This is a genomic window from Streptomyces sp. SGAir0957, assembly GCF_043523415.1.
Genome location: NZ_CP027293.1, coordinates 7,989,006 through 8,011,276, shown reverse-complemented (window position 1 = coordinate 8,011,276; position 22,271 = coordinate 7,989,006). Strand labels below are relative to the sequence as shown.

Below are 22,271 nucleotides of genomic sequence, written 5' to 3'. Positions count from 1 at the left end.
ACCGTCATGTCCTCCGTCGAACCCACCCCGGCCCAAACGGCCCTCTGGGCCGCCCGCGCGGGGCTCCCGCTGCCCGCCGACCGCCATGCCGCCGTCGCGGCCACAGCGCTGCACATCCACTCCGTCGTCACCGTCCTGCGCGAGCTGGACTTCGGCGACACGCCGCCCGCTCCCGCCTACCGAGCCGCCGAGGAGGCGACCCTCGATGCAGCCGTATGAACTCACCCTGGCCGCGGCGGCCGACGCGATCCGGACCCGCCGGCTGTCACCCGTGGAGCTGACCGACTCCGTCCTCGACCGCGTCGCGCAGGTCGAACCGGAGCTGCACGCCTACGTCGCCGTCTCCGTCGAGCGGGTCCGCCGGGCCGCGCGCGACGCCGAGCGCGAGATCGCCGCAGGGCGCCACCGCGGCCCGTTGCACGGCATACCGATGGGGCTCAAGGACCTCATCGACGTCGCGGGCGCGGCGACCTCGGCGAGTTCGCGGGTGCGGGCCGGCCATCGGGCGCGGGCCGACAGCACCGTCGCCGCCCGCCTGTCCGCCGCCGGTGCCCTGCTGGTCGGCAAGACGCACACCCACGAGTTCGCCTACGGGCTGACGACCCCGCAGACCAGCAACGCCTGGAATCCCGGCCGCGTGGCGGGCGGCTCCAGCGGCGGGTCCGCCGTCGCGGTGGCGGCGGGCACCGCGACGTTCGCGCTCGGCACCGACACCGGCGGATCGATCCGGGTGCCCGCCGCGCTCAACGGGGTCGTCGGCCTCAAACCGACCTACGGCCTCGTCCCCCGCCACGGCGTCACCTCCCTGTCCTGGTCCCTTGACCACGTGGGCCCGATCACCCGCACCGTCGAGGACGCGGGCCTGGTCCTCACCGCCCTGACCGGTCACGACCCGCGCGACCCCGCCTCCCTGACCACACCCCCCACGGACTACCGACCCCGCGCGAGCACGGATCTCAAGGGGATACGTGTGGGCGTGCCGCGCACCTACTACGTCGACCACGTCGACCCGGAGGTGGCGGCCGCCGTCCGGCACGCCGTCGAGGGCCTGCGGTCCCTCGGCGCCCGTCCGGTCGAGGTCGACATCCCGATGACCCGCTACATCCAGGCCACCCACTGGGGCCTGATGGTGCCCGAGGCGACCGCCTACCACGAGAGCACCCTGCGCACGGTCCCCGAGCTGTACCAGGACGACATCCGCCTCCTCCTCGAAGCCGGTGAACTCATGTCGGCGGGCGACTACTTGCGCGCACAACGAGCCCGCACACGGATGCGGCAGGAGTGGTCACACGTGTGGAACGAGGTCGACCTGGTCGCGGCCCCCACCGTCCCGGTCACCGCCGTCGAGGCGGGCCGGGCGACGGTCACGTATGCCGACGGCACGGTGGAGGGTGTCTCCGACGCATACGTGCGTCTCTCGTCCCCCGCGAACATCACCGGGGCGCCCGCGCTGTCCGTCCCCATCGGCCACGACGGCGCGGGGCTGCCGATCGGGATGCAGCTCATCGGGCGTCCGCTCGGGGAGCACGTGCTCCTGCGGGTCGGTCACGCCTACGAGCGGACACAGCCGGCCCGTCGGCTCGCACGTGCGGCGTAGGGAGCGCCCCGCGCCCAGCGCCCCGCGCCCGCGTTCGCGTTCGCGTTCGCGTTCGCTAGACGCAACTCATTCGCTTTAGGGTAGGTGGCATGAGCAGGCAGATGGTGCGCCCCGGCGGGCGCAGCGCCCGGGTCCAGGCATCCGTCCACACCGCCGTGCGCGAACTGGCGGCGGAAGTGGGGCGGGACGCGCTGACCGTACCGCTGGTCGCCCAGCGCGCGGGCGTGACACCGTCGACGATCTACCGGCGCTGGGGTGATCTGCAGGAGCTGCTGTCGGACGTGGCGGTCGAGCGGCTGCGGCCCGACACCGCGCCTAGGGACCTCGGCGATCTGGCGTCCAGCCTGACGGCGTGGGCCGAGCAGTTCCTCGACGAGATGGCCTCCCCCGCCGGCCGCGCCTACATCCGGGACGCCCTGCTCGGCGACCCGGACGGCAGCAACGCGGGCCAGTGCTCGGCGTACGCCGCCGACCAGATCGGCCTCGTCCTCACCCGCGCGGCCGGACACGGCGCGGACGGGAACGGGGACGGGGACGAGGGCGCGAGCGGGGACGGGGACGCGAGCGGGGACGGGGTGCCCGACGTGGAGACGGTCGTCGACCGCGTCGTCGCGCCCATCATGTACCGCATCCTCTTCCGCCCTGAGGGCCTGGACGCGGCCTATGCGCGACAGCTCGTCGCCGATCTCCTCGGGCGGACCGGCCGGTGAGGACCGGTCCGCGGCGGAACCGGGGCCCGCTCAGAACGCCGGTTCGAGGAGGGGCCGGAAGTCCGGGTTGCTGCGGCAGCTCAGCTCGTCGTAGGTGTTGACCTTGGTCTCCGGGTCGGTGCGCACCAAGTGGTACTTGCAGGCGCTCTTGATGTGCTCGCCGTCGACGCCGCCGGGGAAGTCGATCTCCTTGTTCCAGAGGTACGGGGAGTCGTAGCCGTTGTGGTGAGCGGTGGCGTTCACGTCGATGCCGCCCGGCGCCTCGATCTCGTAGACCCAGCCCGTCTTGGCCGACCCGTACGTGGCGAACTTCTGCGCCACCCACTTCTCACAGCTCGTGCTGAGGTGTGCGGTGTCCTGTCCGCCGCCCTTGACGATGTACTCGGCCAGCGGGGTGAGCTTGTCGCCGCGCGGGGTGAAACCCTCGTCGAAGAGCTGCTCCACGTTCTCGCGCCGGTCGCCGCGCCAGAGCGTGTTGGTGTCGTCGCGCCACTGCCAGTTCTCCTGGCTCGCGGTGCGCCACACGGCCGGGGCGATGGCGCGGGAGGTGGTCGTGCGCCACCAGTCCGTCGGGTCGTACTGCGTGACCGGCCCGCAGGGTCCGGTGTCGGGGGCAGAGGCCCGCGCCGTGGCGGCGCGGTCGGCGTCGGTCGCGCCCGCCGGGGCGGCGACGGTCAGCGAGGCGGTGGCGAGAGCGGAAGCGGCGAGGACGCCCAGAGCGGCCTTCAACATGGTGCACCCCATCAGGAGGTCGGCAGAACGGGCCCTTTCTATCGGCGTTCCGATCAAGAACCGGCCGGAACGCACACCCGGTCACCCCCTTGGGGCCATCAGTCATATCGGGGACGTCGGGGAGCCGCGTCGGGGGGCTACCCCCACCCCGCACCGGCCTGCTCACCCGATGGGCCCCCGTCCCGCGGCCCAAATACCGTCGCCGCATGACCACTTACCGCGCCAAGGCGCTCCTGCTGGCCCTCTCCGCCACCACCGTCGCCGCGACTCTGACCGCGACGACCGCGCCTCCCGCCACGGCCCGTGCGCACGACGCGCCCGCTCTCGACTGGCGTCCCTGCGCGAGACCCGACGCGGGCGGGCCGGCGCGGCAGGAGTGCGCCACCCTCCCCGTCCCGCTCGACTACCGCGACCCCTCGGGGCCCCGGCTCTCCCTCGCCGTCTCCCGCGTCCGGAGCGACCGGAGCGCCGGACGGCGCGGGGTCCTGATGGTGCTTCCCGGCGGCCCGGGAGGGTCCGGGGTACAGCGTCTGACGCAGAAGGGCGCGGCCCTGCAGAAGAATCTGGGCGGCGCGTACGATCTGGTCTCCTTTGATCCGCGCGGAGTCGGCGGCAGCACTCGCGCCACCTGTCAACTTCCGGATGTCTACCGGCACTTGACGGCTCTGCGGTCCTGACCCTCCCCCACCGGCGCCATCGACGCCACCGTCGACCGCTCGCGCCGCATCGCCGACCTGTGCGCCCGCAACGGCGGTCCGGCCCTGGGCGGCTTCACCTCCGCCAACCAGGTGCGGGACATGGAGCTCCTGCGCCGCGCACTCGGCGAGCCGCGGCGCGGATACGGCAGTTGTTCCTCGATGTGGCCGCCCGCCTGGACCGCGCGCCCAGGGAGTCGACGACACCGGGCGTGCCCCTCACCGGGAACCGTCTGCGCCAGGCCCTGCAGAACGCCCTCTACAGCGACACGAACTTCCCGGCCCTTGCGCGGCTCGTCGACGCGGGCCGCAGCACGGATCCGCGGGTGCGGCCCGTCCTCAGTCCGGATGTCGCGGGTCCGCTGCCGGACGCGGACGCCGCCGTCACGATCGCCGTGATCTGCAACGACGTGAGCTGGCCGAAGGGAAACGGCGCGATCGCCTCGTACCGCCGGGCGGTGGCCGCCGACCGGGTGCGGCATCCGCTCACCGCGGGGTTCCCCGCGAACATCACACCGTGCTCCTTCTGGAAGTGGACCCCGGCCGAGAAGCCCGCGCGAATCACCTCTCGGGGCCCCTCAACCATCCTGATGGTCCAGAACCGGCGTGACCCGTCGACGCCGTACTTCGGCGCGCTGAAGGTGCGGGAAGCGCTGGGCGCGCGAGCGCGGCTGGTGAGCGTGGACGGTGGCGGGCACGGCGTCTATCTGGGCACGGGGAACGCCTGCGCCCAGCGCGCGGTGACGGAGTACCTGCTCACGGGCGTACGACCGCGCCGCGACACGGACTGCTGAACCACCTCTTCTCGTCCTCTTGACGCTAAGCGTCGCCCGAATTAGAGTCACCTTGACCTTAAAGAAGGAGGCTCCCATGGCCGACATCACCAGGCGCTTCGGCTGGCGCCATCTGCGGGCGGCGCCCACGGCCCACGTACGGCACCACCGTTCGGGGAAGCTCGCGCACGACGGCGCCGGGCTGAGCTTCTGGTTCCGGCCACTGACCGCCGCACTCTCCGAAGTGCCGGTGGACGACCGGGAGTTGGCGATGACGTTCCACGCCCGCACCGTCGACTTCCAGGACGTCGCCGTGCAGGCGACGGTCACCTACCGGATCGCCGACCCGGCCGTCGCGGCCGAGCGGCTCGACTTCTCCGTCGATCCGGACACGGGGGTGTGGCGCGGCGCCCCTCTTGAGCAGCTGGGCACGCTGTTGACCGAGAGCGCCCAGCAGCACGCTCTCGAAGTACTGGCCCGCACACCTCTGGCGGCGGCCCTCGCCGAAGGGGTGCCGGCGGTGCGCGAGCGGGTGGTGCAAGGACTGCGGGAGGAACCGCGGTTGCCCGCCACCGGGATCGAGATCGTCGCCGTACGGGTGATGGCGGTACGGCCCGAACCGGAGGTGGAGCGCGCCCTGCGCACACCCGCACGCGAGCTGATCCAGCAGGAGGCGGACCGGGCCACGTACGAGCGGCGGGCCGTCGCCGTGGAGCGGGAGCGCGCCATTGCCGAGAACGAGCTGGCCAGCCAGATCGAACTCGCCCGGCGCGAGGAGCAGTTGGTCGAACAGCGCGGCGCCAACAGCCGCAGGGAGGCCGAGGAGAAGGCGGCGGCCGACGCGGTCCGGGTCGGCGCCGAGGCCCAGCGCGCGGTGCGCCTCGCCCAGGCGGAGGCCGAGGGCGCCCGTACGGTCGGCGAGGCCCGCGCCCAGGCGCAGGCGGCCTGGCTGCGGGTGCACGGCGATGTGGATGTGGCGGTGCTGCACGCCCTGACCGGCACCCGGCTCGCCGAGAACCTGCCGCGCATCGACAGCGTCACCGTCTCCCCCGACGTACTGACCGGGCTGCTCGCACGGCTCGGCGCGGGCCAGGAGCCGGAGGCGTGAGCCTGGCGCCCCGGGCCGTCCTCGTCCATCGCGCCACGGAGTACGAGGAGCTGGTCGCCCGGCACGGCACCCACGGGCAGGCGGCCTTCTTCCTCTCCTCGCGGGGCCGGTCCATCGAGGAGGTCGTCGAGCGGCACCGCCGCGCGGAGCGGGCGCTGGCGCTGGCGTCGGCCGGGGTGCCGCTGAACTGGCGGCGCGCGCAGGTCGAGCGGGCCGACCTGGACCGGTTCCTGTTCGGTCCCGAGGACGTGGTGGTGGCGGTCGGGCAGGACGGGCTCGTCGCCAATGTCGCGAGTTACGTCGACGACCGGCCGGTGGTCGGCGTCGACGCGGACCCCGGCCGCAATCCGGGGGTCCTGGTGCGGCACCGCCCGGCGGACGTCGCCCGGCTGCTGCCCGCCGCCTTCTCGGGCTCCGTGGGCGGCGACGAGCTGACCATGGTCGAGGCCGTCACGGACGACACGCAGCGGCTGGTGGCGCTGAACGAGATCTACGTCGGTGCGGCCGGGCACCGCACCGCCCGATACCGCCTGGGTCTCGACGGCGACAGGGGTGCCGTCGAGACCCAGGCCTCCTCCGGGGTGCTGGTCGGCACGGGGACGGGGGCGAGCGGCTGGCTGCGGTCCGTGTGGCAGGACCGCTCCGCCCAGCCGCGCCTCCCCCACCCGACGGAGGAGCGGCTCGCCTGGTTCGTCCGCGAGGCGTGGCCGTCCCCCACCACGGGGACCAGCCTGAACGCGGGTGAACTGGCGGCGGGCGCGCGGCTGTCGGTGACCGTGGAGTCCGAGCGCCTCGTCGCCTTCGGGGACGGCATGGAGAGCGACGCGCTCGAACTCACCTGGGGCCAGACGCTCCGCGTGGGCCTGTGCCCCACGAAGCTGCGGCTCGTCGGGTGAGAGCTATGGTGCCGCGTTCAAGAGGTCCAGGGCGCTCTGCTGGCGGGCGGCATCGGTCCGGTCGACCGGGCCCGACCAGCGCAGCCCGTACTGGTCGAGCGCAGTGCGGTCCGCCTGATACGCACGGTCTGCCTGTTTACGCAGGTAGGAGCGGTACGGGTGGTCGGACAAGGCCGCGTCGAGGGTGGCGAGGCCGCGGACGTGGGCGCCCTTGAAGGACGGGCCGTCCGCACCGCAGTCGCCGCTCTCGCACGGGTCGCGCAGGATGCCGTCGGCGGTGTTCAGCGCGGAGGAGGTGGTCGCGGCGTCGGCGATCTGGCGGGCCGCCGTCAGGGTCGCGCCGTCCCCGGTCGCCCGGTGCAGTGCGGTGAGGGCGCCGAGGAGGACACCCTGGTTGTAGGACCAGACGGTGCCGTTGTTGGTGCGGCAGGTGGCCAGGTCAAGGCCGTCGTTGACCAGATGGCCACTGTTGATCATGCCGCTGTTCCGGAACCAGTCCCAGCCCGCGCGGGCCCGCCCCAGATACGTGCTGTCGCCCGGGATGCGCTGGTGCAGCGCCGCGTTCAGCTCGATGTACAGGGAGTTCGGGATGGCGTTCTTGTACGTCTTGGCGGTGCTCCACCACACCCCGCCGCCACACGTGGTGTCCCAGTAGGCGGCCATGTGGTCGGCGTCGGCGCGCGCCGTGTCGAGGTAGCGCCGCTCCCCGGTCAGGTCGTACGCGGCGATCCAGGCCAGGCCCCACCAGCCGGTGTCGTCCAGGTACTCGTTGCGGAACTGTCCCTGGGCGGCGCCGAGTTGCTTCTCGTAGGTGGTGGAGATGGCGTAGCGGTAGCTGCCCATGCCGGTGACGCGGATGTTGTCGATCACGGCGGTCAGGGCGTTCGCGGAGTTCCACCAGCCGGTGGTGGCGAAGAGGCCCGTGCTCTGGTCGTAGGACATCATCTGCGCGGTGGCGGCGGCCCTCGCGCGGTCGCCCGCGTTCCAGGTGGTGCGCGCCCACGGGGTGCAGGCGATGTCGGCCCGGTCGACGGCCTTGCCGCAGGCGCGCAGGGCGCCGACGCCGCGCTGCGCCCAGTCGTCGTTGTTGTACATGAGCGTGCGCCATCCGGTGCGGCCCGCGGGCACGGAGGTGTTGCCGAGCCTGCTGCCGGAGGCCCAGCTGCGACCGCCGTCGAAGGAGCGGTCGAGCCACACCTCGTCGCCGGCCGCGCCGCCCTCGACCGAGGCCCAGCCCATGGCGGAGCCGTCGTCGAGGTGCAGCGCGAACGTACGGTTCGCGAGCTTCGCGGTGACGGGGGTGCGGTCGCCGCCCGCCTGGGCGGGGTCGCGCGCGTCGCAGTAGGTGTTGCAGACGGCGGCCGCCGCACCCGGACGGGGTGCGGCGTGCGCCATGGTTATGGGGACGAGTGCCTGGCACGCGGTGAGTGCCGCGGCCACGAGGAGGACACGTAAGCACTTCATACCGCTACTGTCCGGCACACGTGTGCCGGAAGGGAAGACGGTGGCGGGCGTTACGCTTGCGGACACGTCCCGACGGCGACGTAGAGCCTGACGTCCTGATCCGCGTCGAAGGGGCGGCCGGGCGCCGGGGACTGCCTGCACACCTCTCCGTCGACACGGGAGAGGTCCTCCTCGCTCACGGCGCCGTCGGTCCCGTAGTACACCTCGATGCCGCCGCCGCTGTACCCCTTCTTCAGCAGCGTGTCATAGGCCCGGTCGAAGTCCTGCCCCGTGACGGAGGGGGTCGCGGGGACGGCGACGTGCGCGTTCCGCCGGGCCGGGCACTTCTCCGCGTACGGGACCGCCCAGAAGTCGACCGCGCCCGCCGCGTCGTCCTGCCGGGAGAAGCAGTACCGCCAGAGGTCCGGGCGCTTCATGTCGACGGTACGGCCGAGGTCGGTGGCGTCCGCGACCGAGTAGCCGAGGCCCTTCGCGCTCGCGCTCCTCAGGTGTGCGGGAAGGCTGTCCGGCGGGAGGGACGAGGCCGTCGGCGCGGGCGTGTCCGAGGACCGGTCCGTGCAGCCGGCGCTGACGGCTGCCACCGCCAGCACCAGGGCTGTGCCGCCGGCGATTCTTCCGAGGTGCAAGGGTCGTTCTCCTGTCGGTCCGGTCCGCGGTCAGCGCGTGGCGTCGAAGTGGTCGCGGAGTTCCTCGTCGCAGTTCTCCTGCTCCGAGGTGCGGATCCGGCTGAACGAGAGCACTCCGCCCTCGTCGTCCTTCCGCTCCGCCCTGGCCGCGGCCAACTGCTTCTCGACCTCCGCGATGTACTGCGCGCAGGCGGCGCTGACAGGCGCCTTCTCCCGCCGGCCGGAACCCGACGACCCGTTGAGGGCGAGAGTGGCGGCCACGCCTCCCGCGCACAGCACCGCCCCCACGGCGATCCATGGGCGACGGCTCATCCGCGGTGCTCTGGGCATTGCGGCATCATACGATCACCGCCCCGGTCGTGCAGGCGCCGAGTACGGGTGCGGCCCCGTTGCCGTTCTTCTGGGCGGTGAAGCCGAAGCTCGTCGAGGCACCCGGCGCCAGGCTGCCGTTGTAGGCGGCGTTCTTCACCGTCATGACGGTGCCGCCGCTGTCCCAGCTCGCCGAACCGTTCCAGACGGTGACGATCTTCTGCGGGGCCGGCACCGTCAGGGTCGTGGACCAGGCGGTGATCGGTGAGCTGCCCGCCGTCACCGTCACCTTGCCGTTGTATCCGTCGTTCCATGCCTCCGCGGTCGTGTACGAGACGCTGCACGTCGCCCCCGATCCGTCGCCGCCTCCGGGGGTTCCGGAGCCGCCGAGCGCGGTGAGCGCCGCCGAGTACGCCGGTTTGGCGGTGTAGTTGGAGTCGAAGAGGAGCGGGGTGCCGCTGCTGCGCCACGAGTACTTGTCGGTCACACCCCAGACGGTGATGCCGGTGCAGCGGGACACGGCGAGACACGCCTTGACGACATTGCCGTAGTTGGTCGCCTGGGCGGTGCCGGACCCCTCGATGTCGAGTTCGGTGATCTGCACGTCGACGCCGAGGTCGGCGAAGCGCTGGAGGTTGGCCTGGTAGTCGGACGGGACCGGGGACGCGCTGTTGAAGTGGGACTGGAAGCCCACGCAGTCGATCGGCACCCCGCGCGCCTTGAAGTCCTTGACCATCGCGTACACCGCGTTGCTCTTCGCGTTGACGCCGTCGGTGTTGTAGTCGTTGTAGCAGAGCTTGGCGTCCGGATCGACGGAGCGGGCGGTACGGAACGCCTCCTCGATGAAGCCGTCGCCGAGCCTGTCCTGGAACGGTGAGCTGCGCCGGGCGCCGCTGCCGCCGTCCTGGAACGCCTCGTTGACGACGTCCCAGGCGTAGATGTCGCCCTTGTAGTGCTGCATGACCTGCGTGATGTGGTTGTTCATCGCCGAGCGCAGATCGGTCGCGGACAGCCCCGACACCCAGGAGGGCAGTTGTGAGTGCCACACCAGGGTGTGGCCGCGGACCTTCATGCCCTTGCTCCGGGCATGGTCGACGATCTGATCGGCGTTGCCGAACGTGAAGGAGCCGCGGGTGCCCTCGGTGGCGTCCCACTTCATCTCGTTCTCCGGGGTCACCTGGTTGAACTCCCGGTCCAGTGTGGACGCGTAGGCGGATTCGCCCAGGTGGTTCGCGGCCACGGCGGCGCCGAAGTAGCGGCCCTTGGCGGCCGCCGCCGAACCGAGGCTGTCGGCCGCCGCGGCGGTCTGCGACAGCGCCGCGACGGTCACCGCGGTGAGGAGCGAGGCCACGCCGGTTCTCAGGGCGACGCGGGCACGTGAACGGTTGCTCGTTGCCATCTCATCCCTTCCGGAGGCGTCGCGAGGCGCCGGGACGGGTGGTGCGTGCGGTGCGGACTTCCGTGCGGAGCGGACAATCGTGTGGACGGACGATCGTGCCGAGCGGCGGGATGGAGCCGGGGACGTATCGCGACGCCGAAAAGTTTCAGTAACGGTCCCGAAACACTGCGGAGACCGTACGGACAGACGGGAAGCAGGTCAACCACTTCGGTCGAGATGGCCGGAGAATGCGGGCCGGGCACCAATGTGGCTCAAGTGGCGTGCCCCCCAGAGGCGTTGGCGATAGTTTTCGACGCCGTCGAACCGGCAGGGAACCCGCATGGGGCCGGCATCGGATCGCCTCCGCCCTCACCCCCAAAGCCCCGCGCGTGGTACACCCGGAGGATCTGTCGCCGATGTCCTGGGGATCTTCCATGCGCCGCCTCGCCGTCTTCCTCGCCTCGTCCAACGGGCACGACCCGGCCCACGCCGAACTCGCCGCGGCCGTCGGCACGGAGCTGGCCCGGCGGGGCATCGGGCTCGTCTACGGCGGTGGGCACAGCGGACTGATGGGGATCATCGCGGACAGCGCCCTGGCGGCGGGCGGCGAGGTCGTCGGCGTCATGCCGCGCAGCATGGTCGAGCGGGAATGGGCGCACGAGGGCGTGACGAAGCTGATCCTGTGCGACTCCATGCACGAACGCAAGGCGATCATGGCCGAGCACGCCGACGCCTTCGTCGCCCTGCCCGGCGGCCTCGGCACCCTGGAGGAGATCTTCGAGGTGTGGTCGTGGCGCCAGCTCGGCTTCCACTCCAAGCCTGTCGGCTTCCTGGACACCGGAGGTTTCTGGACACCGCTGCTCGCGTCCCTGCGCTCCATCGCCGACTCCGGCTTCCTGCCCGCGTCCACCCTGGACGACCTGGCCGTCGCCCCCGACCTGCCCGCTCTCCTCGACGCGCTGGAGAGGCGCCTGCGCGAAGCGCCGGAGCCCGCGCACGGCGAGACGTGGCACCGGCTCGACAGGTGAGGCCCCGCCCCTCCCCCCTGCGGGACGTCACGTTCGCCGGCGGCGCGGTGCGGCTCGCCGGGGTGCTGGGGCTGCCCGGGGCCGGTGTGCCCGTCCGGGCGGGGGTGGTGCTGGTCGGAGGGTCCGGGCCGACCGACCGGGACAACGACACCTTCTTCCCGCCGCTGCGACGGCACTTGCTGGATGCCGGGATCGCCGTCCTCTCCTACGACAAGCGGGGCGTCGGCGCGTCGTCCGGCGACTGGCGGGACTCGACCCTGACCGACCTGGCGGCCGACGCGTCCGCCGCGCTGGGCTTCCTCCGCTCCGCATCCGGGGTACGCGCCGACACCGTCGGCCTGTTCGGGCACAGCGAGGGCGGCTGGGTGGCGCTGCGTGCGGCGAGCGGGCGGGACGACGTCCCCTGGGTCGTCACCACCGGGTGCCCCGCGGTGAGCCCGGCGGCGCAGGAGCGCCACGCGCTGGCGGTCCGGCTACGGAAGACGGGCACGGGGAACCGTGACGCGCTGGCCCTGTACGACCGCCTCGTCGAAGCAGGGCGGTCCGGCGCCGACTTCGCGACGGCCCGGCGGCTGGTGGAGGCGGCCGGGGCCCCGCCGGAGCTCGACCCGTTCTGGGCCGGTATGGACGAGCGGCTCTGGACGTTCGTGCGGCGCAAGCAGGACCACGACCCGGCCGCCGATCTCCACCGGCTCCGCTGCCCCCACCTGGCCGTCTTCGGCGGCGACGACCCGCTGGTGCCGGTCGCGGACAGCCTGCGCGTGCTCGGCGCGGCCGCCTGCCGCGCGGATCGTCCCCGGCGGGCGGCGCTCACGGTGGAGGTCGTGCCGGGGGCCGATCACCGGGTGCGGATGCCGGGTTCCGCGAGCATGGCGCCGGGGTGCCTCGACGCGGTGACGCGCTGGATTCACGGGGCCTGACGCAGGGGCGGCTGCTCCCGTTCGGGCCGCAGGAAGTCGGCGAGCGACGCGGCCAGTTCCTGCGGGGCCTCCTCCGCCACATGGTGGCCCGAGTCGATGCCGTGGCCGCGGACGTCGTCGGACCAGTCGCGCCAGATCGCGCGCGGGTCGCCGTACAGGTCCTCCAGGTCGTCGCGGAGCGACCAGAGGATCAGGGTCGGGCAGGAGAGACGGGTGCCTGCGGCACGGTCGGTCTCCTCGTGGCGGCGGTCGACGGTGAGTCCCGCGCGGTAGTCCTCGAGCATCGCGCGGACGACGTCCGGGTCACGGGTGGCCCGGCGCCATTCGGCGTGGTTCTCGGCGCCCATGAGCGCCGGGTCCCCGTGGTACCAGCGGTCGGGGTCCGCGGTGATGACGCGCTCGGGGATGTCCGGCTGGGCGAAGAAGAACCAGTGCCACCACCGCGTGGCGAAGTCGGCGTCGACCCGCGACAGATGCTCCGTGAGGGGCAGGGCGTCGGCGAAGACCGCCCGCGAGACGGCCTCGGGGTGGTCGAGCGCGAGGCGCAGGGCGACGCTGCCGCCGCGGTCGTGCCCCACCAGCGCGAAGCGGCGGTGCCCGAGGTGGCGCATGACGGCCACCACGTCCCCGGCGACGGCACGTTTCGCGTAGCCCGCGTGGTCGGCGGTGAAGCGGGGTCCTCGCGAGCGCCCGTAGCCGCGCAGGTCCGGGCAGACCACCGTGTGACCGGCGCGGACGAGCAGTGGGGCGACGCGGTGCCAGGTCGCCGAGGTGCGGGGGTGGCCGTGCAGGAGGACCACGGGCGGTCCTTCGCCGCCGTACCGGACGAAGGCGGACGCCTCGCCGAGATCGACCCGTGTCTCCCTGAATTCCTCGAACACCGTGCGGACTCCCTAGCGCGGCTGAGGCGTCGGAGCCGGGGCCGTGGCCTGCGTGCGCAGCGCCTCGTCCATGGCGCGCAGGCGGCGCGTCTGGAGGTTGCCCGCGTAGGTCAGCCAGCCGAGGAACACCACGGTGAGCACCGCGAAGCCGACGGTCTGGCGCGTGCCCGCGGTGAGGCCCGTGAGCACGGTGATCGTCACGAACATGACCGCCAGCACGATGAAGGCGGCCACGCGGTGGCGGGAGCGGTGCAGACGCTGGTCGACGAGTTCACGCATCGCCTGTCGCTCTCCGGGGTCGGTCGGTGGGTCGCCGCGGCGCAGTCGCTGGTCGAGGGAGACGAGACCGTCCGTGCTTCCGGCGGCCTTCCGCTCCCTGCGGCGTACGGTGAGGATCACCGCGAGGCCGCCGAGGGACGTCAGAGCCAGTCGGGCCACCACCGCGAGGAACGAGCGTCCTGGATACAGGAGTTGGATCAGGAGGGCGCCCAGGAGCACGGACAACGCGTACTGCGCCCAGAGGTGTTTGCTCAGGTAGATGTGCAGGCGTTCCATGGTCGCTCCCCGTCCCCTCTCCCGGGCCCCCCAGGACCCCTCGGTCACGCCCCGGTTACCCGGCCCCCGCGCGCACATGCCCCGGCCCCCGTCATGGCTTCGTCGCCGTGTGGATGTTGTAGCGCCATGCCTCCTGGTGGCGGTACATCTCGACCCCGCTCATCGCGTTGATCAGCGAGTCGCCGTAGCCGAACCTCTCGGCGACCCCGTACGGCAGGGCGCCGAGGGCCGCGAACGCCCGCAGCATCGGCAGGACATGGGCGGTGGCGTCCAGGGTCGCCTCCACCACGAACCCGGTGTCCGCGAGGAGCCGCTCCAGGCAGCCGTGGTGCAGCGTCAGCATCGCGGGCATCGCCGACAGTTCGCAGACCCGGCGCAGCGCCCGGTTCGCCTCCGGCGTGAGCTGCTGCGCCGGGGTGCTGGAGTACTCGAACATCACCAGGCGGCTCCCGGGGCGCAGCACCCGGTGGAACTCGGCGAGGGCCATCTCCGGGGCCGCGGAGTGGACGAAGGACTCCATGGTGTAGAGGCCGTCGAAGGAGTCCTTCGCGAAGGGCAGTGCGTGGTAGTCGGCGACCAGGAAGCGTGTGCCGCCCCGCGTGTCCCGCCGCTGTGCGGAGCGTTTGCGGGCGCGGGCGACGTCCGCCTCGATGCCGTCGATCCCGGTGACGTGCGCGCCGGTCTCCCGGGCGACGGTACGGGCCACGTCGCCGATCCCGCAGCCCGCGTCGAGGACGGCGGACGCCGCGGGGACCGCCAGTTCGCGCGCCGCGACGGCCTCCATGCGGCGCATGGCCGCGGCGAAGGCCCAGGGTGAGCCGCCGGGCTCGTACCAGCCGAAGTGCCGGGTGCGGCCGAGCAGTATGGCGTAGCCCCAGCGGGACTCCCAGCGCCGGTAGTAGGGCAGGACACGTTGGCGGTAGTTGGTGCCGCTGTCCGTGGGGTCGGTCATTGCTGCCACCTTCGTTCGGTCCCCGGCGGGCGTGTGACGGCCCGGTGGGCGGATGTGTCCGGTGAACGACCCCGTCCCCACCAGGTCGCGGCGGGGGCAACCTGCGCGGCGGCGCCGGAATTCGGCCGTATGAACGACGATGCCCGTCGTTGACGTCCGGGTCCCCGATATCCTGGCGCGATGGCGGACAGAACCGGCGGCGAGCCGCCCATCGACAGGCGCTCCACCCGGTGGGACGAGCACAAGGCGCAGCGTCAGCTCGAGCTGGTGGACGCGGCGGTCGCCCTCATCGAGGAGGAGGGCGCGCGGTTCCGGGTGCAGCGGCTCGCGGAGCGGGTGGGGCTGCCCCGGTCGGTGCTCTACCGCCACTTCAAGGACCGCGCCACGATGGACGAGTTGATCCGCCGCCGGGTGGTGGAGTCGTTCATGCGGCGCATGGAGCCCACGCTCACCTTCGACGGCACGATCGAGGAAGCGGTCCGGCGGGTCGTCGGCGCGCACCTGGACTGGGTGTCCCAGCATCCGCGGCTGTACGCGTTCATGGGCGTCGGAGAGCACGCGATGGGCGACGGGTCGCTGGTCGCGGACACGAAGACGGCCATCGCGATGATGCTGAGCGACCGGTTCGGTGACGTGCTCAAGGCGCTCGGGGTGAGCGAGGCGCCGATCCGTTCGGTGGCGATCGGGATCGTCGGCTTCGTCGACACCTCGGTCAACCAGTGGATGCGGGACGAGCGGCGCGAGCAGTCCGAGGAGGAGCTGCGGGCGATGCTGTGCCGTTCGGTGTGGGCGGTCCTGGACGCGACGCTGCGGGATCTGGGCGTGAAGCTGTCGCCGGATCAGCGCGTGGCGGACCTGGAGCGGGCCTGACCCCGCTCCCGGTCCACGTGACGGCCGTCAGGCGCGTGTCGCCGGGATCGCCTCCGCCGCCCGGCACAGGGACTCGGTGTCCGTGAACTTGACGCGCGGGCGGCCCTGCGCCTCGCCCGCCTCGCGTTCGGCCCGGTCGATGGCCCGCCAGGCGTCCAGGTCGAGCGCCTGCGTCGTCGTGCGGACGGCGTGCTCGGGCCCCGTGAGGCGGCCTGCGGCGAAGTCGTCCAGGAGCGACTCGACCGTCTCCTGCGCGCAGGTCTTGTTCGTCCCGATGAAGCCGGTCGGGCCGCGTTTGATCCAGCCCGCGACGTAGACGCCGGGTTCGACGCGGCCGCCTTCGTGCGGCACGGTCGCGCTCGCCTCGTCGAAGGGCAGCCCCGGCACGGGCCGGGCGCGGTAGCCGACGGAGCGCAGGACGAGGCCGGTCTCCAGGGTCTGTACGTCGCCGGCGGGGCGGGCGCGGACGGTGCCGTCGGCGTCGGTGTGCAGCTCGGTCGGGGTGATCTCCAGGGCGCGTACGGACGTGTCGCCGGTGATCCTGACCGGGCTTGTCAGGAAGCGCAGGACGATGCGGCGGCGGCCCTCGACCGGTGTACGGGCGGCAAGCTCCGCAAGGAGCCGGGTCTTGTCGCCGGTGTCCGGGTCCAGGCCCTCGGGCCAGCCTTCGACCAGCACGTCCACGTCCTTCAGCACGGACAGCGCGAGGAGTTCGGGGACGGTGAACGCGGCCTGGGCGGGTCCGCGGCGGCCCAGGAGCACGACCTCGCGGACCTTGCTGGCGCGCAGCGCGGCGAGCGCCCGGTCGGAGATGTCGGTGCGGGCGAGGGTGTCGGGGTCCGCGGTGAGGATGCGGGCGACGTCCAGGGCCACGTTGCCGTTGCCGATGACGACGGCGCGTTCGGTGTCCAGGGGGTGGTCGTCGTGGGCGCGGTCGGGGTGGCCGTTGTACCAGCCGACGAAGTCCGTCGCGGAGACGCTGCCGCGCAGGTCCTCGCCCTCGATGCCGAGGCGTCTGTCGGTCGCGGCGCCGACGGCGTAGAGCACCGCGTGGTGCTCGCGCAGGAGGTCGCTGTGAGTGAGGTCGGTGCCGAGTTCGACGCCGAGCCGGTAGCGGAAGCCGGGCTGCGACTCGATCGTCCGGAAGAGCTGGGTGACCTGCTTGGTGTCCTGGTGGTCGGGGGCGACTCCGGCCCGCGCGAGCCCGTACGGCGTGGGCAGCCGGTCGTGGACGGTGACGCGCACGCCGGGGTGGCGCAGCAGTTCGTCGGCGGCGAACATCCCGGCCGGGCCCGCGCCGACGACCGCCACGGACAACTCGCCCTCCGGCAGCCCGCGTTGGCGCGGCACCACGTACATGGGGCTGCGGTCGGTGTGCGGGTTCTGCTTGTAGTAGTCGGCGTTCAGCTGGAGGAACGGCAGCTCGCCCTCGCCGAGCTTGGTGTGCGACTTGAGCGCGTCGACGGGGCAGGCCGTCGTGCAGGCGCCGCAGTCCACGCAGGTCTGCGGGTCGACGTAGAGCATCTCGGCCGTGGCGAACCCGGGCTCGCCCGGCGCGGGATGGATGCAGTTGACCGGGCAGGCCAGCACGCAGGAGGCGTCGGCGCAGCAGGATCGGGTGACGACGTACGGCACGGCGGGCTGGTCTCCGTTCGGGGATACGACGGGCTGGGGCTGACGGTCAGTCGGTGTGCAGGGCGGGCTCGCCGCGGAAGCGGGCCGGGCGGCCGTCGATCCGCAGGGCCTTCCAGACCGGCCGGGACACCTTGTTCATCAGGCCGATGTCCTCGGCGAGCATCCGTACGTCGGAGAACAGGTCGTGCAGCATCTTGCTGCCCGCCTCGGACTTCCAGAAGACGTCCTTGATGACCCAGTCCGGGATGCCGACCTGTGCGGCGGACTTGCGGTCCGGGATCATGATGACGTCGCACAGGACCCGCATGATCACCGGGAAGAGGACGGACAGGGCGGCGCGGCGGGCCTTGCGCATGTGCGGGACGCGCAGGCGCAGGAACTCGTGCGCGAAGGAGATGTGCCGCGCCTCCTCGGCTATGTGGATCTGCATGATCCGCTGCGGCAGGGGGTGGACGGGTTCGCCGCTGCGCAGGGCCGACTTCTGGAGGTGGTCGATGGGCTCCTCACCGGCGAGGATGCCGGTGAAGAACGCCTCGGGGTAGAGCGAGCCGGCGAGCGGCAGGAAGCGGCTGACCTTGCGGAACCAGCGCTTGCCGCCCGCGGTGTCCACGCCGGTCCTATTGACCAGCTCCTGGAACATCTGCGTGTGGTGGGTCTCCTCGGTGATCTCGTGCGTGAGGTAGCGGAACTCCTCGTTGCGGTTGCCGAGTTCGTAGAGGTAGTCGAGGGCGCCGCGCATGAGGATGTTCTCGAACTGCATGCCCACCTTGGCGATGACCGCCCAGCGCCAGATCCCGATCCGGATCTGCGTCTCCAGGGGCTGTTCCCGGTACCAGGGGTGTGCGCCGAGGGCGTCCGCGCTGGTGAGCACCCAGCGCGGGTCGCTCGTGTCGACGGCGAACTCGGGGTCGTCCCAGCTGATGTCTTTGAAGGCGTTGAAGTTGACGTTCACGGAGCCCTCGGACAGGGTCCGCAGGCGCTCGTCGTACAGCTTCCTGGTCAGGTTCGCGGTCATCATCGTCCTCGGTTCCTGTTGTACGGCCGTACGGTCAGGCGGCGCGGGTCGGGGCGTCCTGGGCCACGCCCGCCTTCTCGAAGCGCAGGGGGCTGTCGTCGATCGGGGCGTCCTGGAGGAGGGCGCGGTCGCGGTAGTAGTTGTTCCACAGCCGCCAGGGGTCGCGGGTGCCCTGGCGCGGCATGACCTCGTTGGCGCGGGCGATGTAGCCGGAGGTGAGTGCCTCGCCCATGACGGAGAACTCCGAGCGGTCGGAGTCGGAGGCGACCGGGGTGGCGACGGCGTGGCCGTGGCGCCGCATGTGGGCGATCAGGCGGGCGGTGTAGGCGCCCGCGAGGTCCGCCTTGAGGGTCCAGGAGGCGTTGGTGTAGCCGATGACGAGGGACATGTTGGGCACGCCTTCGAGGAGGACGGCCTTGTAGAGGACGCGGTCCTTGACGTCCACCGGCACGCCGTCGACCGAGAGGGTCATGCCGCCCATGAGGCGCACGGTCAGGCCGGTGGCGGTGACGATGATGTCGGCCTTGATCTCCCGGCCGGACTTCATGCGGATGCCGTCGGCGGTGAAGGTGTCGATCTGTCCGGTGGCGATCGACGCCTCGCCGCGCTTGAGCACCTTGAACAGGTCCCCGCCGGGGACGACGCACAGGCGCTGGTCCCACGGCTTGTACTTCGGGCTGAAGTGCCGCATGTCGACGCTCTTGCCGGCCTGGGCGCGGACGAGGCCGAGGAGCACCTTGCGGGCGAGGCGCGGGTACGCGCGGCAGAAGGCGTACATGCCGCGCTGGAGCGCGATGTTGCGGGTGCGGACGACCTTGTGGGTCAGCCGGGCGGGGGCGCGCAGCTTCTGCAGGACGGAGGTGAGCGGGTCGACCTCGGGCAGCGCGAGGACGTAGGTGGGCGAGCGCTGCACCATGGTGACGTGCGCGGCGCTGCCGGCCATCGCGGGCAGCAGGGTGATGGCGGTGGCGCCGGAGCCGATGACGGCGACGCGCTTGCCGGTGTGGTCGAGGTCCTCGGGCCAGTGCTGCGGGTGGACGAGGGTGCCCTCGAAGTCCGCCTCTCCGGGGAACCGCGGCCGGTAGGGCGTGTCGTAGTCGTAGTAACCGGTCGCGCCGACGAGGTAGCCGGCGCTGTAGGTCTCGCGCCCACCGGTGGACTCGTCCTCGACCTCGACGGTCCACCGGCCGGTCTCGTGCGAGAAGTCGGCGCTGATCGCGCGGCGCCCGAAGCGGACGCGGTCCAGGATGCCGCCGTCGGCCGCGGCGTCCTCCACGTACTGCCGGATCTTCGCGCCGTCGGCGAGGATGCGCTTGTCGCGCCAGGGGCGGAAGCCGAAGCCGAAGGTGGGCATGTCGGAGTCGGAGCGGATGCCGGGGTAGCGGAAGAGGTCCCAGGTGCCGCCGACCCGGGCGCGGCGCTCGAGGACGACGAGCGAGGCCGCCGGGTTGTCGCGCAGGACATGGCGGGCGGCGCTGATGCCCGATATGCCGGCACCGATGACCATCACGTCGACTTGGCTGACGTGGGTGACGTGGGTCTGCTCCATCGCGGAGGGTCCTCACTCTCGCTCGCGGGCCCCCGGGAGAGGCAGGGGCGGAGGTGCGCCCCGCCCCTCGGGGCACGGCAGTTGCTCAGACACGTGGTTCCACTTCTGCGTGTGATGGCAACTTACCTGCGACACGGTGTTTCAGATACCTCCAGTAACGTGTTCTGGGTCACATTCCCATGAGCGCCCGCCGCTTCTCGCGGTCAAAGACGCCGAGCCCCGGGCGCGGGGCGAGGCCGAGAACGCCGACCTTGCCCGTGTGCAGGCTGCGCTGGACCAGGCGGGCGGCCTCGCGCGTCTCCTCCAGGGGGTACGTCGCCGAGAGCGCGGGGCGCAGCAGGCCGAGGTCCAACAGGCGGTGCATCTCGCTCAGTTCGGCCAGGTTGACGCCGTGGCTGCCGATGACGCGCTTGAGTCGCATCCACAGGAAGCGGTTGTCGAACTCGTGCTGGTAGCCGGTGGTCGAGCCGCACGTCACGACGGTGCCGCCGCGCCCGACCACGTACACGGACACCCCGAACGTGGCCCGCCCCACGTGCTCGAACACGATGTGCGGATCGGCGCCGACGGCGCTTCTGATCAGCTTCCCGAGGCGGCGTCCGGGGACGGCGGGGTCCTCGGGGACGGTCCCGTCGAGGCCGATCTCGCGCCGGTCGATGACGACGTGGCAGCCGAACTCCCGTGCCGCGCGCGCCTTCTCCTCGCTGCCGACCACGCCGACCGCGATGCCACCGCCGCTGCGCACGAGCTGCGCCGCGTACGCGCCGAGGCCGCCCGAGGCGCCCCAGATCAGAACGACGTCGCCCTGCTTCATCCGGGCGCCGCGCTCACTGACGAGCATCCGGTAGGCGGTGCCCGCGCACAGGGGGTTGCTCGCCGCCTCCTCCCAGGTCAGGTGGGCCGGTTTGGGCAGGAGCTGATTGGCGCGGGCGACGCAGTAGTGGGCGAGGCCGCCGAAGTTCGTCTCGAAGCCCCAGGCCAGCTGGGAGGGGCCCATCATCCCGTCGGCATGCGTCGCGGGGTCCTCGTCGTCGACGTACACGGGCGAGACCACGACCCGGTCGCCGACCCGCCAGCGCCGCACACCCGCGCCCGCGCGGACGACGACGCCCGCCGCGTCCGAGCCGATGACGTGGTGCGGGGCGTCGTGGCGGGCGGCCCAGCCGCCGTCGCGGCCGAACTTGCGGAGGAACGAGAAGGTCGGCACCGGCTCGAACATCGCCGACCACACGGTGTTGTGGTTGATGCCGCTCGCGAGGACCGCGACGAGCACCTCGTCCGGGGCGAGGTCCGGCATCGGCACCGGGCCGACGTGGATCGACTTGCGTACGTCCTTGTCGTCGACGCCTTTGAACGTGTCCTGGTCCTCGGCGCGCAGATGAGCCGCCAGGTATCGCGTCGGCACGGGTAACTCGGCGAGCGTGGCGGCGGGGGCGCCGGCCACCACGGCAGCGGCGAGCGGATCGGCTTCCATGGCGTTCCTTTCGGGCTGGATGGGGACGCGAACGGGGTCTTCAGGTCGCGGTCGGTTCAGGTCGCGGTCGGTTCAGGTCGCGGGCAGTCCGAGTCCGGCGGCGAGGGTCGGCCAGGACGCCTTGAACTCGCCCTGCCACGACGACCAGGCGTGCGAGCCACCCGCGTACAGATGGGTCTGCGCGGGCACACCGAGCGCGGTGAGGCGGCTGGTGAACTTCCGCGCCTGCGCGTACAAGGTGCCTTCCAGGACGGCGCCCTGGAGGTTCCCGTAGTCGTCGCTGGGGATGCCACTGCCCTGCGAGACGTACAGGCGGGTGCCCTTCAGTTTCTCGGCGAGGGCGTACGGGTTGTGCGCGGTCCAGTTCGCGCGCTGGAGCAACGGGTCGCCCCACAGCAGTCCTGGCAGTTGCAGTTCCCGGGCGACGATCGCGTTGACGACGGTGATCATGCCGATCGCGGTCGTGTCGAGGACCCCGCTGTACGAGGCCGCCGCCGCGAACGTCCCCGGTCTGCGGGCGGCGAACGCGAGCGCGCCGTAGCCGCCCGTGGAGACCCCGGCGACGGCCCGCCGCTCCCCCGCGTAGAACTCCGCGCGCAGCAGCGCCATGACCTCGTCGACCTGGAACGTCTCGTAGTCGGGGCTGCGGCGGCCGAGGTTCCACCAGTCCGTGGGGATGCCGGTGGCGCCCGACGACGGCATGACGGTGATGACGTCCTGCCCGGCGAGGAACGCCTCGATGTCCGTCTCACGGGTCCAGGACGTGTAGTCGTCGTGCGCGCCCTGGAGCAGGTAGAGGACGGGCCGTTCGCGCTCGGGCGCCTCGGCGTACGAGGCGGGCAGCAGGACGCGCACCGGCACGTCGGCGCCCACGGCCGGTGACCGTACCGTGAGGTCGACGGTCCGCTCGTCGAGCCACTTCCTGGCGGTGATCTGGGCGCCGTCGGCGGCGGTGACGCGTTCGGCGGCGGCGGGCGCGCCCTGGGCGGGGGACGCGCCGAGGGCTCCGCCGGTGACGAGCAGCGCGGCGGTGGCGGTGCAGGCGGCGAGCCGGGTGCGGCGGGATCCGGGGGGCATGGCGGCTCCTGAGGTGGGATGCGGGGG

At 72.3% G+C, this 22,271-nt stretch carries 21 protein-coding genes and 1 pseudogene; 9 read left to right on the top strand and 13 right to left on the bottom strand.

The features are described from left to right. Positions 1-6 precede the first annotated feature (6 nt). From C1N81_RS41705 to C1N81_RS41695, 3 genes are all read left to right on the top strand, one after another. Positions 7-219 carry a hypothetical protein gene (locus C1N81_RS41705; protein WP_394436698.1) on the top strand — a complete coding sequence of 71 codons (213 nt, stop codon included), beginning with the start codon at positions 7-9 and terminating at the stop codon, positions 217-219. Beyond that, positions 206-1,597 (top strand): amidase, encoded by a 1,392-nt coding sequence (locus tag C1N81_RS41700; protein WP_394436695.1) that lies wholly within the window; start codon positions 206-208, stop codon positions 1,595-1,597. The genes C1N81_RS41705 and C1N81_RS41700 overlap by 14 nt, the downstream gene beginning before the upstream one ends. Before the next feature lie 89 nt (positions 1,598-1,686). After that, the gene (locus tag C1N81_RS41695) at positions 1,687-2,307 is read left to right on the top strand and encodes a TetR/AcrR family transcriptional regulator (protein WP_394436692.1); all 621 of its coding nucleotides are present in this window, start codon (positions 1,687-1,689) and stop codon (positions 2,305-2,307) included. 30 nt (positions 2,308-2,337) lie between these two features. Here the strand turns inward: C1N81_RS41695 and C1N81_RS41690 are convergent, their stop codons facing one another. Next, positions 2,338-3,039: a scabin-related ADP-ribosyltransferase gene (locus C1N81_RS41690; RefSeq protein WP_394436690.1), complete on the bottom strand. Its 702-nt coding sequence runs from the start codon at positions 3,037-3,039 to the stop codon at positions 2,338-2,340. A gap of 206 nt (positions 3,040-3,245) precedes the next feature. Between C1N81_RS41690 and C1N81_RS41685 the strand changes: the two are divergent. The 3 genes and pseudogenes from C1N81_RS41685 (at position 3,246) to C1N81_RS41675 (ending at position 6,511) form a co-directional block, all read left to right on the top strand. After that, positions 3,246-4,528 (top strand): annotated as a pseudogene (locus C1N81_RS41685) (alpha/beta hydrolase). A 76-nt stretch (positions 4,529-4,604) separates the two neighbouring features. Beyond that, positions 4,605-5,615, top strand: coding sequence for an SPFH domain-containing protein (locus tag C1N81_RS41680; protein ID WP_394436688.1), 1,011 nt, complete (start codon positions 4,605-4,607; stop codon positions 5,613-5,615). Beyond that, on the top strand, positions 5,612-6,511 hold the full coding sequence (locus tag C1N81_RS41675) for an NAD(+)/NADH kinase (RefSeq protein ID WP_394436686.1): 900 nt from the start codon (positions 5,612-5,614) through the stop codon (positions 6,509-6,511). The genes C1N81_RS41680 and C1N81_RS41675 overlap by 4 nt, the downstream gene beginning before the upstream one ends. A 3-nt stretch (positions 6,512-6,514) precedes the next feature. Here C1N81_RS41675 and C1N81_RS41670 read toward each other — a convergent pair whose 3' ends face one another. Genes C1N81_RS41670 through C1N81_RS41655 form a run of 4 tightly spaced genes read right to left on the bottom strand, consistent with a single transcriptional unit; the run spans position 6,515 to position 10,309 of the window. Further along, positions 6,515-7,975: a glycoside hydrolase family 76 protein gene (locus C1N81_RS41670; RefSeq protein ID WP_394436683.1), complete on the bottom strand. Its 1,461-nt coding sequence runs from the start codon at positions 7,973-7,975 to the stop codon at positions 6,515-6,517. Positions 7,976-8,025: 50 nt separating this feature from the next. After that, positions 8,026-8,601: a PASTA domain-containing protein gene (locus tag C1N81_RS41665; protein WP_394436680.1), complete on the bottom strand. Its 576-nt coding sequence runs from the start codon at positions 8,599-8,601 to the stop codon at positions 8,026-8,028. A 30-nt stretch (positions 8,602-8,631) separates the two neighbouring features. Then, positions 8,632-8,931 carry a hypothetical protein gene (locus tag C1N81_RS41660; RefSeq protein ID WP_394436678.1) on the bottom strand — a complete coding sequence of 100 codons (300 nt, stop codon included), beginning with the start codon at positions 8,929-8,931 and terminating at the stop codon, positions 8,632-8,634. Between the two features lie 7 nt (positions 8,932-8,938). Next, positions 8,939-10,309 carry an endo-1,4-beta-xylanase gene (locus C1N81_RS41655; protein ID WP_394436675.1) on the bottom strand — a complete coding sequence of 457 codons (1,371 nt, stop codon included), beginning with the start codon at positions 10,307-10,309 and terminating at the stop codon, positions 8,939-8,941. A 413-nt stretch (positions 10,310-10,722) separates the two neighbouring features. On the opposite strand from C1N81_RS41655, the gene C1N81_RS41650 reads away from it, so the two are divergent. Then, entirely contained in the window at positions 10,723-11,316 is a 594-nt protein-coding gene (locus tag C1N81_RS41650) for an LOG family protein (protein ID WP_394438561.1), read from the top strand. Continuing rightward, positions 11,313-12,236, top strand: coding sequence for an alpha/beta hydrolase family protein (locus tag C1N81_RS41645; protein ID WP_394436672.1), 924 nt, complete (start codon positions 11,313-11,315; stop codon positions 12,234-12,236). Before C1N81_RS41650 ends, C1N81_RS41645 begins: the two co-directional genes overlap by 4 nt. Here the strand turns inward: C1N81_RS41645 and C1N81_RS41640 are convergent. The 3 genes from C1N81_RS41640 to C1N81_RS41630 all read right to left on the bottom strand — a co-directional run bounded on the left by C1N81_RS41640 (position 12,224) and on the right by C1N81_RS41630 (position 14,624). Then, positions 12,224-13,117, bottom strand: a complete 894-nt coding sequence (locus C1N81_RS41640; RefSeq protein WP_394436669.1) for an alpha/beta fold hydrolase — start codon at positions 13,115-13,117, stop codon at positions 12,224-12,226. The genes C1N81_RS41645 and C1N81_RS41640 overlap by 13 nt on opposite strands. Positions 13,118-13,129: 12 nt before the next feature. Continuing rightward, entirely contained in the window at positions 13,130-13,672 is a 543-nt protein-coding gene (locus tag C1N81_RS41635) for a hypothetical protein (RefSeq protein WP_394436667.1), read from the bottom strand. 91 nt (positions 13,673-13,763) lie between these two features. Next, positions 13,764-14,624 (bottom strand): class I SAM-dependent methyltransferase, encoded by an 861-nt coding sequence (locus C1N81_RS41630; RefSeq protein WP_394436665.1) that lies wholly within the window; start codon positions 14,622-14,624, stop codon positions 13,764-13,766. 180 nt (positions 14,625-14,804) lie between these two features. Here C1N81_RS41630 and C1N81_RS41625 point away from each other — a divergent pair, with 180 nt between their 5' ends. Then, positions 14,805-15,494 carry a TetR/AcrR family transcriptional regulator gene (locus C1N81_RS41625; RefSeq protein WP_394436663.1) on the top strand — a complete coding sequence of 230 codons (690 nt, stop codon included), beginning with the start codon at positions 14,805-14,807 and terminating at the stop codon, positions 15,492-15,494. Positions 15,495-15,521: 27 nt separating this feature from the next. Here C1N81_RS41625 and C1N81_RS41620 read toward each other — a convergent pair whose 3' ends face one another. The 5 genes from C1N81_RS41620 to C1N81_RS41600 form a co-directional block, all read right to left on the bottom strand. Next, positions 15,522-17,129, bottom strand: a complete 1,608-nt coding sequence (locus C1N81_RS41620; protein WP_394436661.1) for an FAD-dependent oxidoreductase — start codon at positions 17,127-17,129, stop codon at positions 15,522-15,524. A 46-nt stretch (positions 17,130-17,175) separates the two neighbouring features. After that, positions 17,176-18,147: an AurF N-oxygenase family protein gene (locus C1N81_RS41615; protein WP_394436659.1), complete on the bottom strand. Its 972-nt coding sequence runs from the start codon at positions 18,145-18,147 to the stop codon at positions 17,176-17,178. 31 nt (positions 18,148-18,178) lie between these two features. Beyond that, positions 18,179-19,693: a flavin-containing monooxygenase gene (locus tag C1N81_RS41610; RefSeq protein ID WP_394436656.1), complete on the bottom strand. Its 1,515-nt coding sequence runs from the start codon at positions 19,691-19,693 to the stop codon at positions 18,179-18,181. Positions 19,694-19,862: 169 nt separating this feature from the next. Beyond that, on the bottom strand, positions 19,863-21,167 hold the full coding sequence (gene ccrA, locus C1N81_RS41605; RefSeq protein WP_394436654.1) for a crotonyl-CoA carboxylase/reductase: 1,305 nt from the start codon (positions 21,165-21,167) through the stop codon (positions 19,863-19,865). 72 nt (positions 21,168-21,239) lie between these two features. Continuing rightward, positions 21,240-22,244, bottom strand: a complete 1,005-nt coding sequence (locus C1N81_RS41600) for an alpha/beta hydrolase (protein WP_394436652.1) — start codon at positions 22,242-22,244, stop codon at positions 21,240-21,242. Positions 22,245-22,271 lie beyond the last annotated feature (27 nt).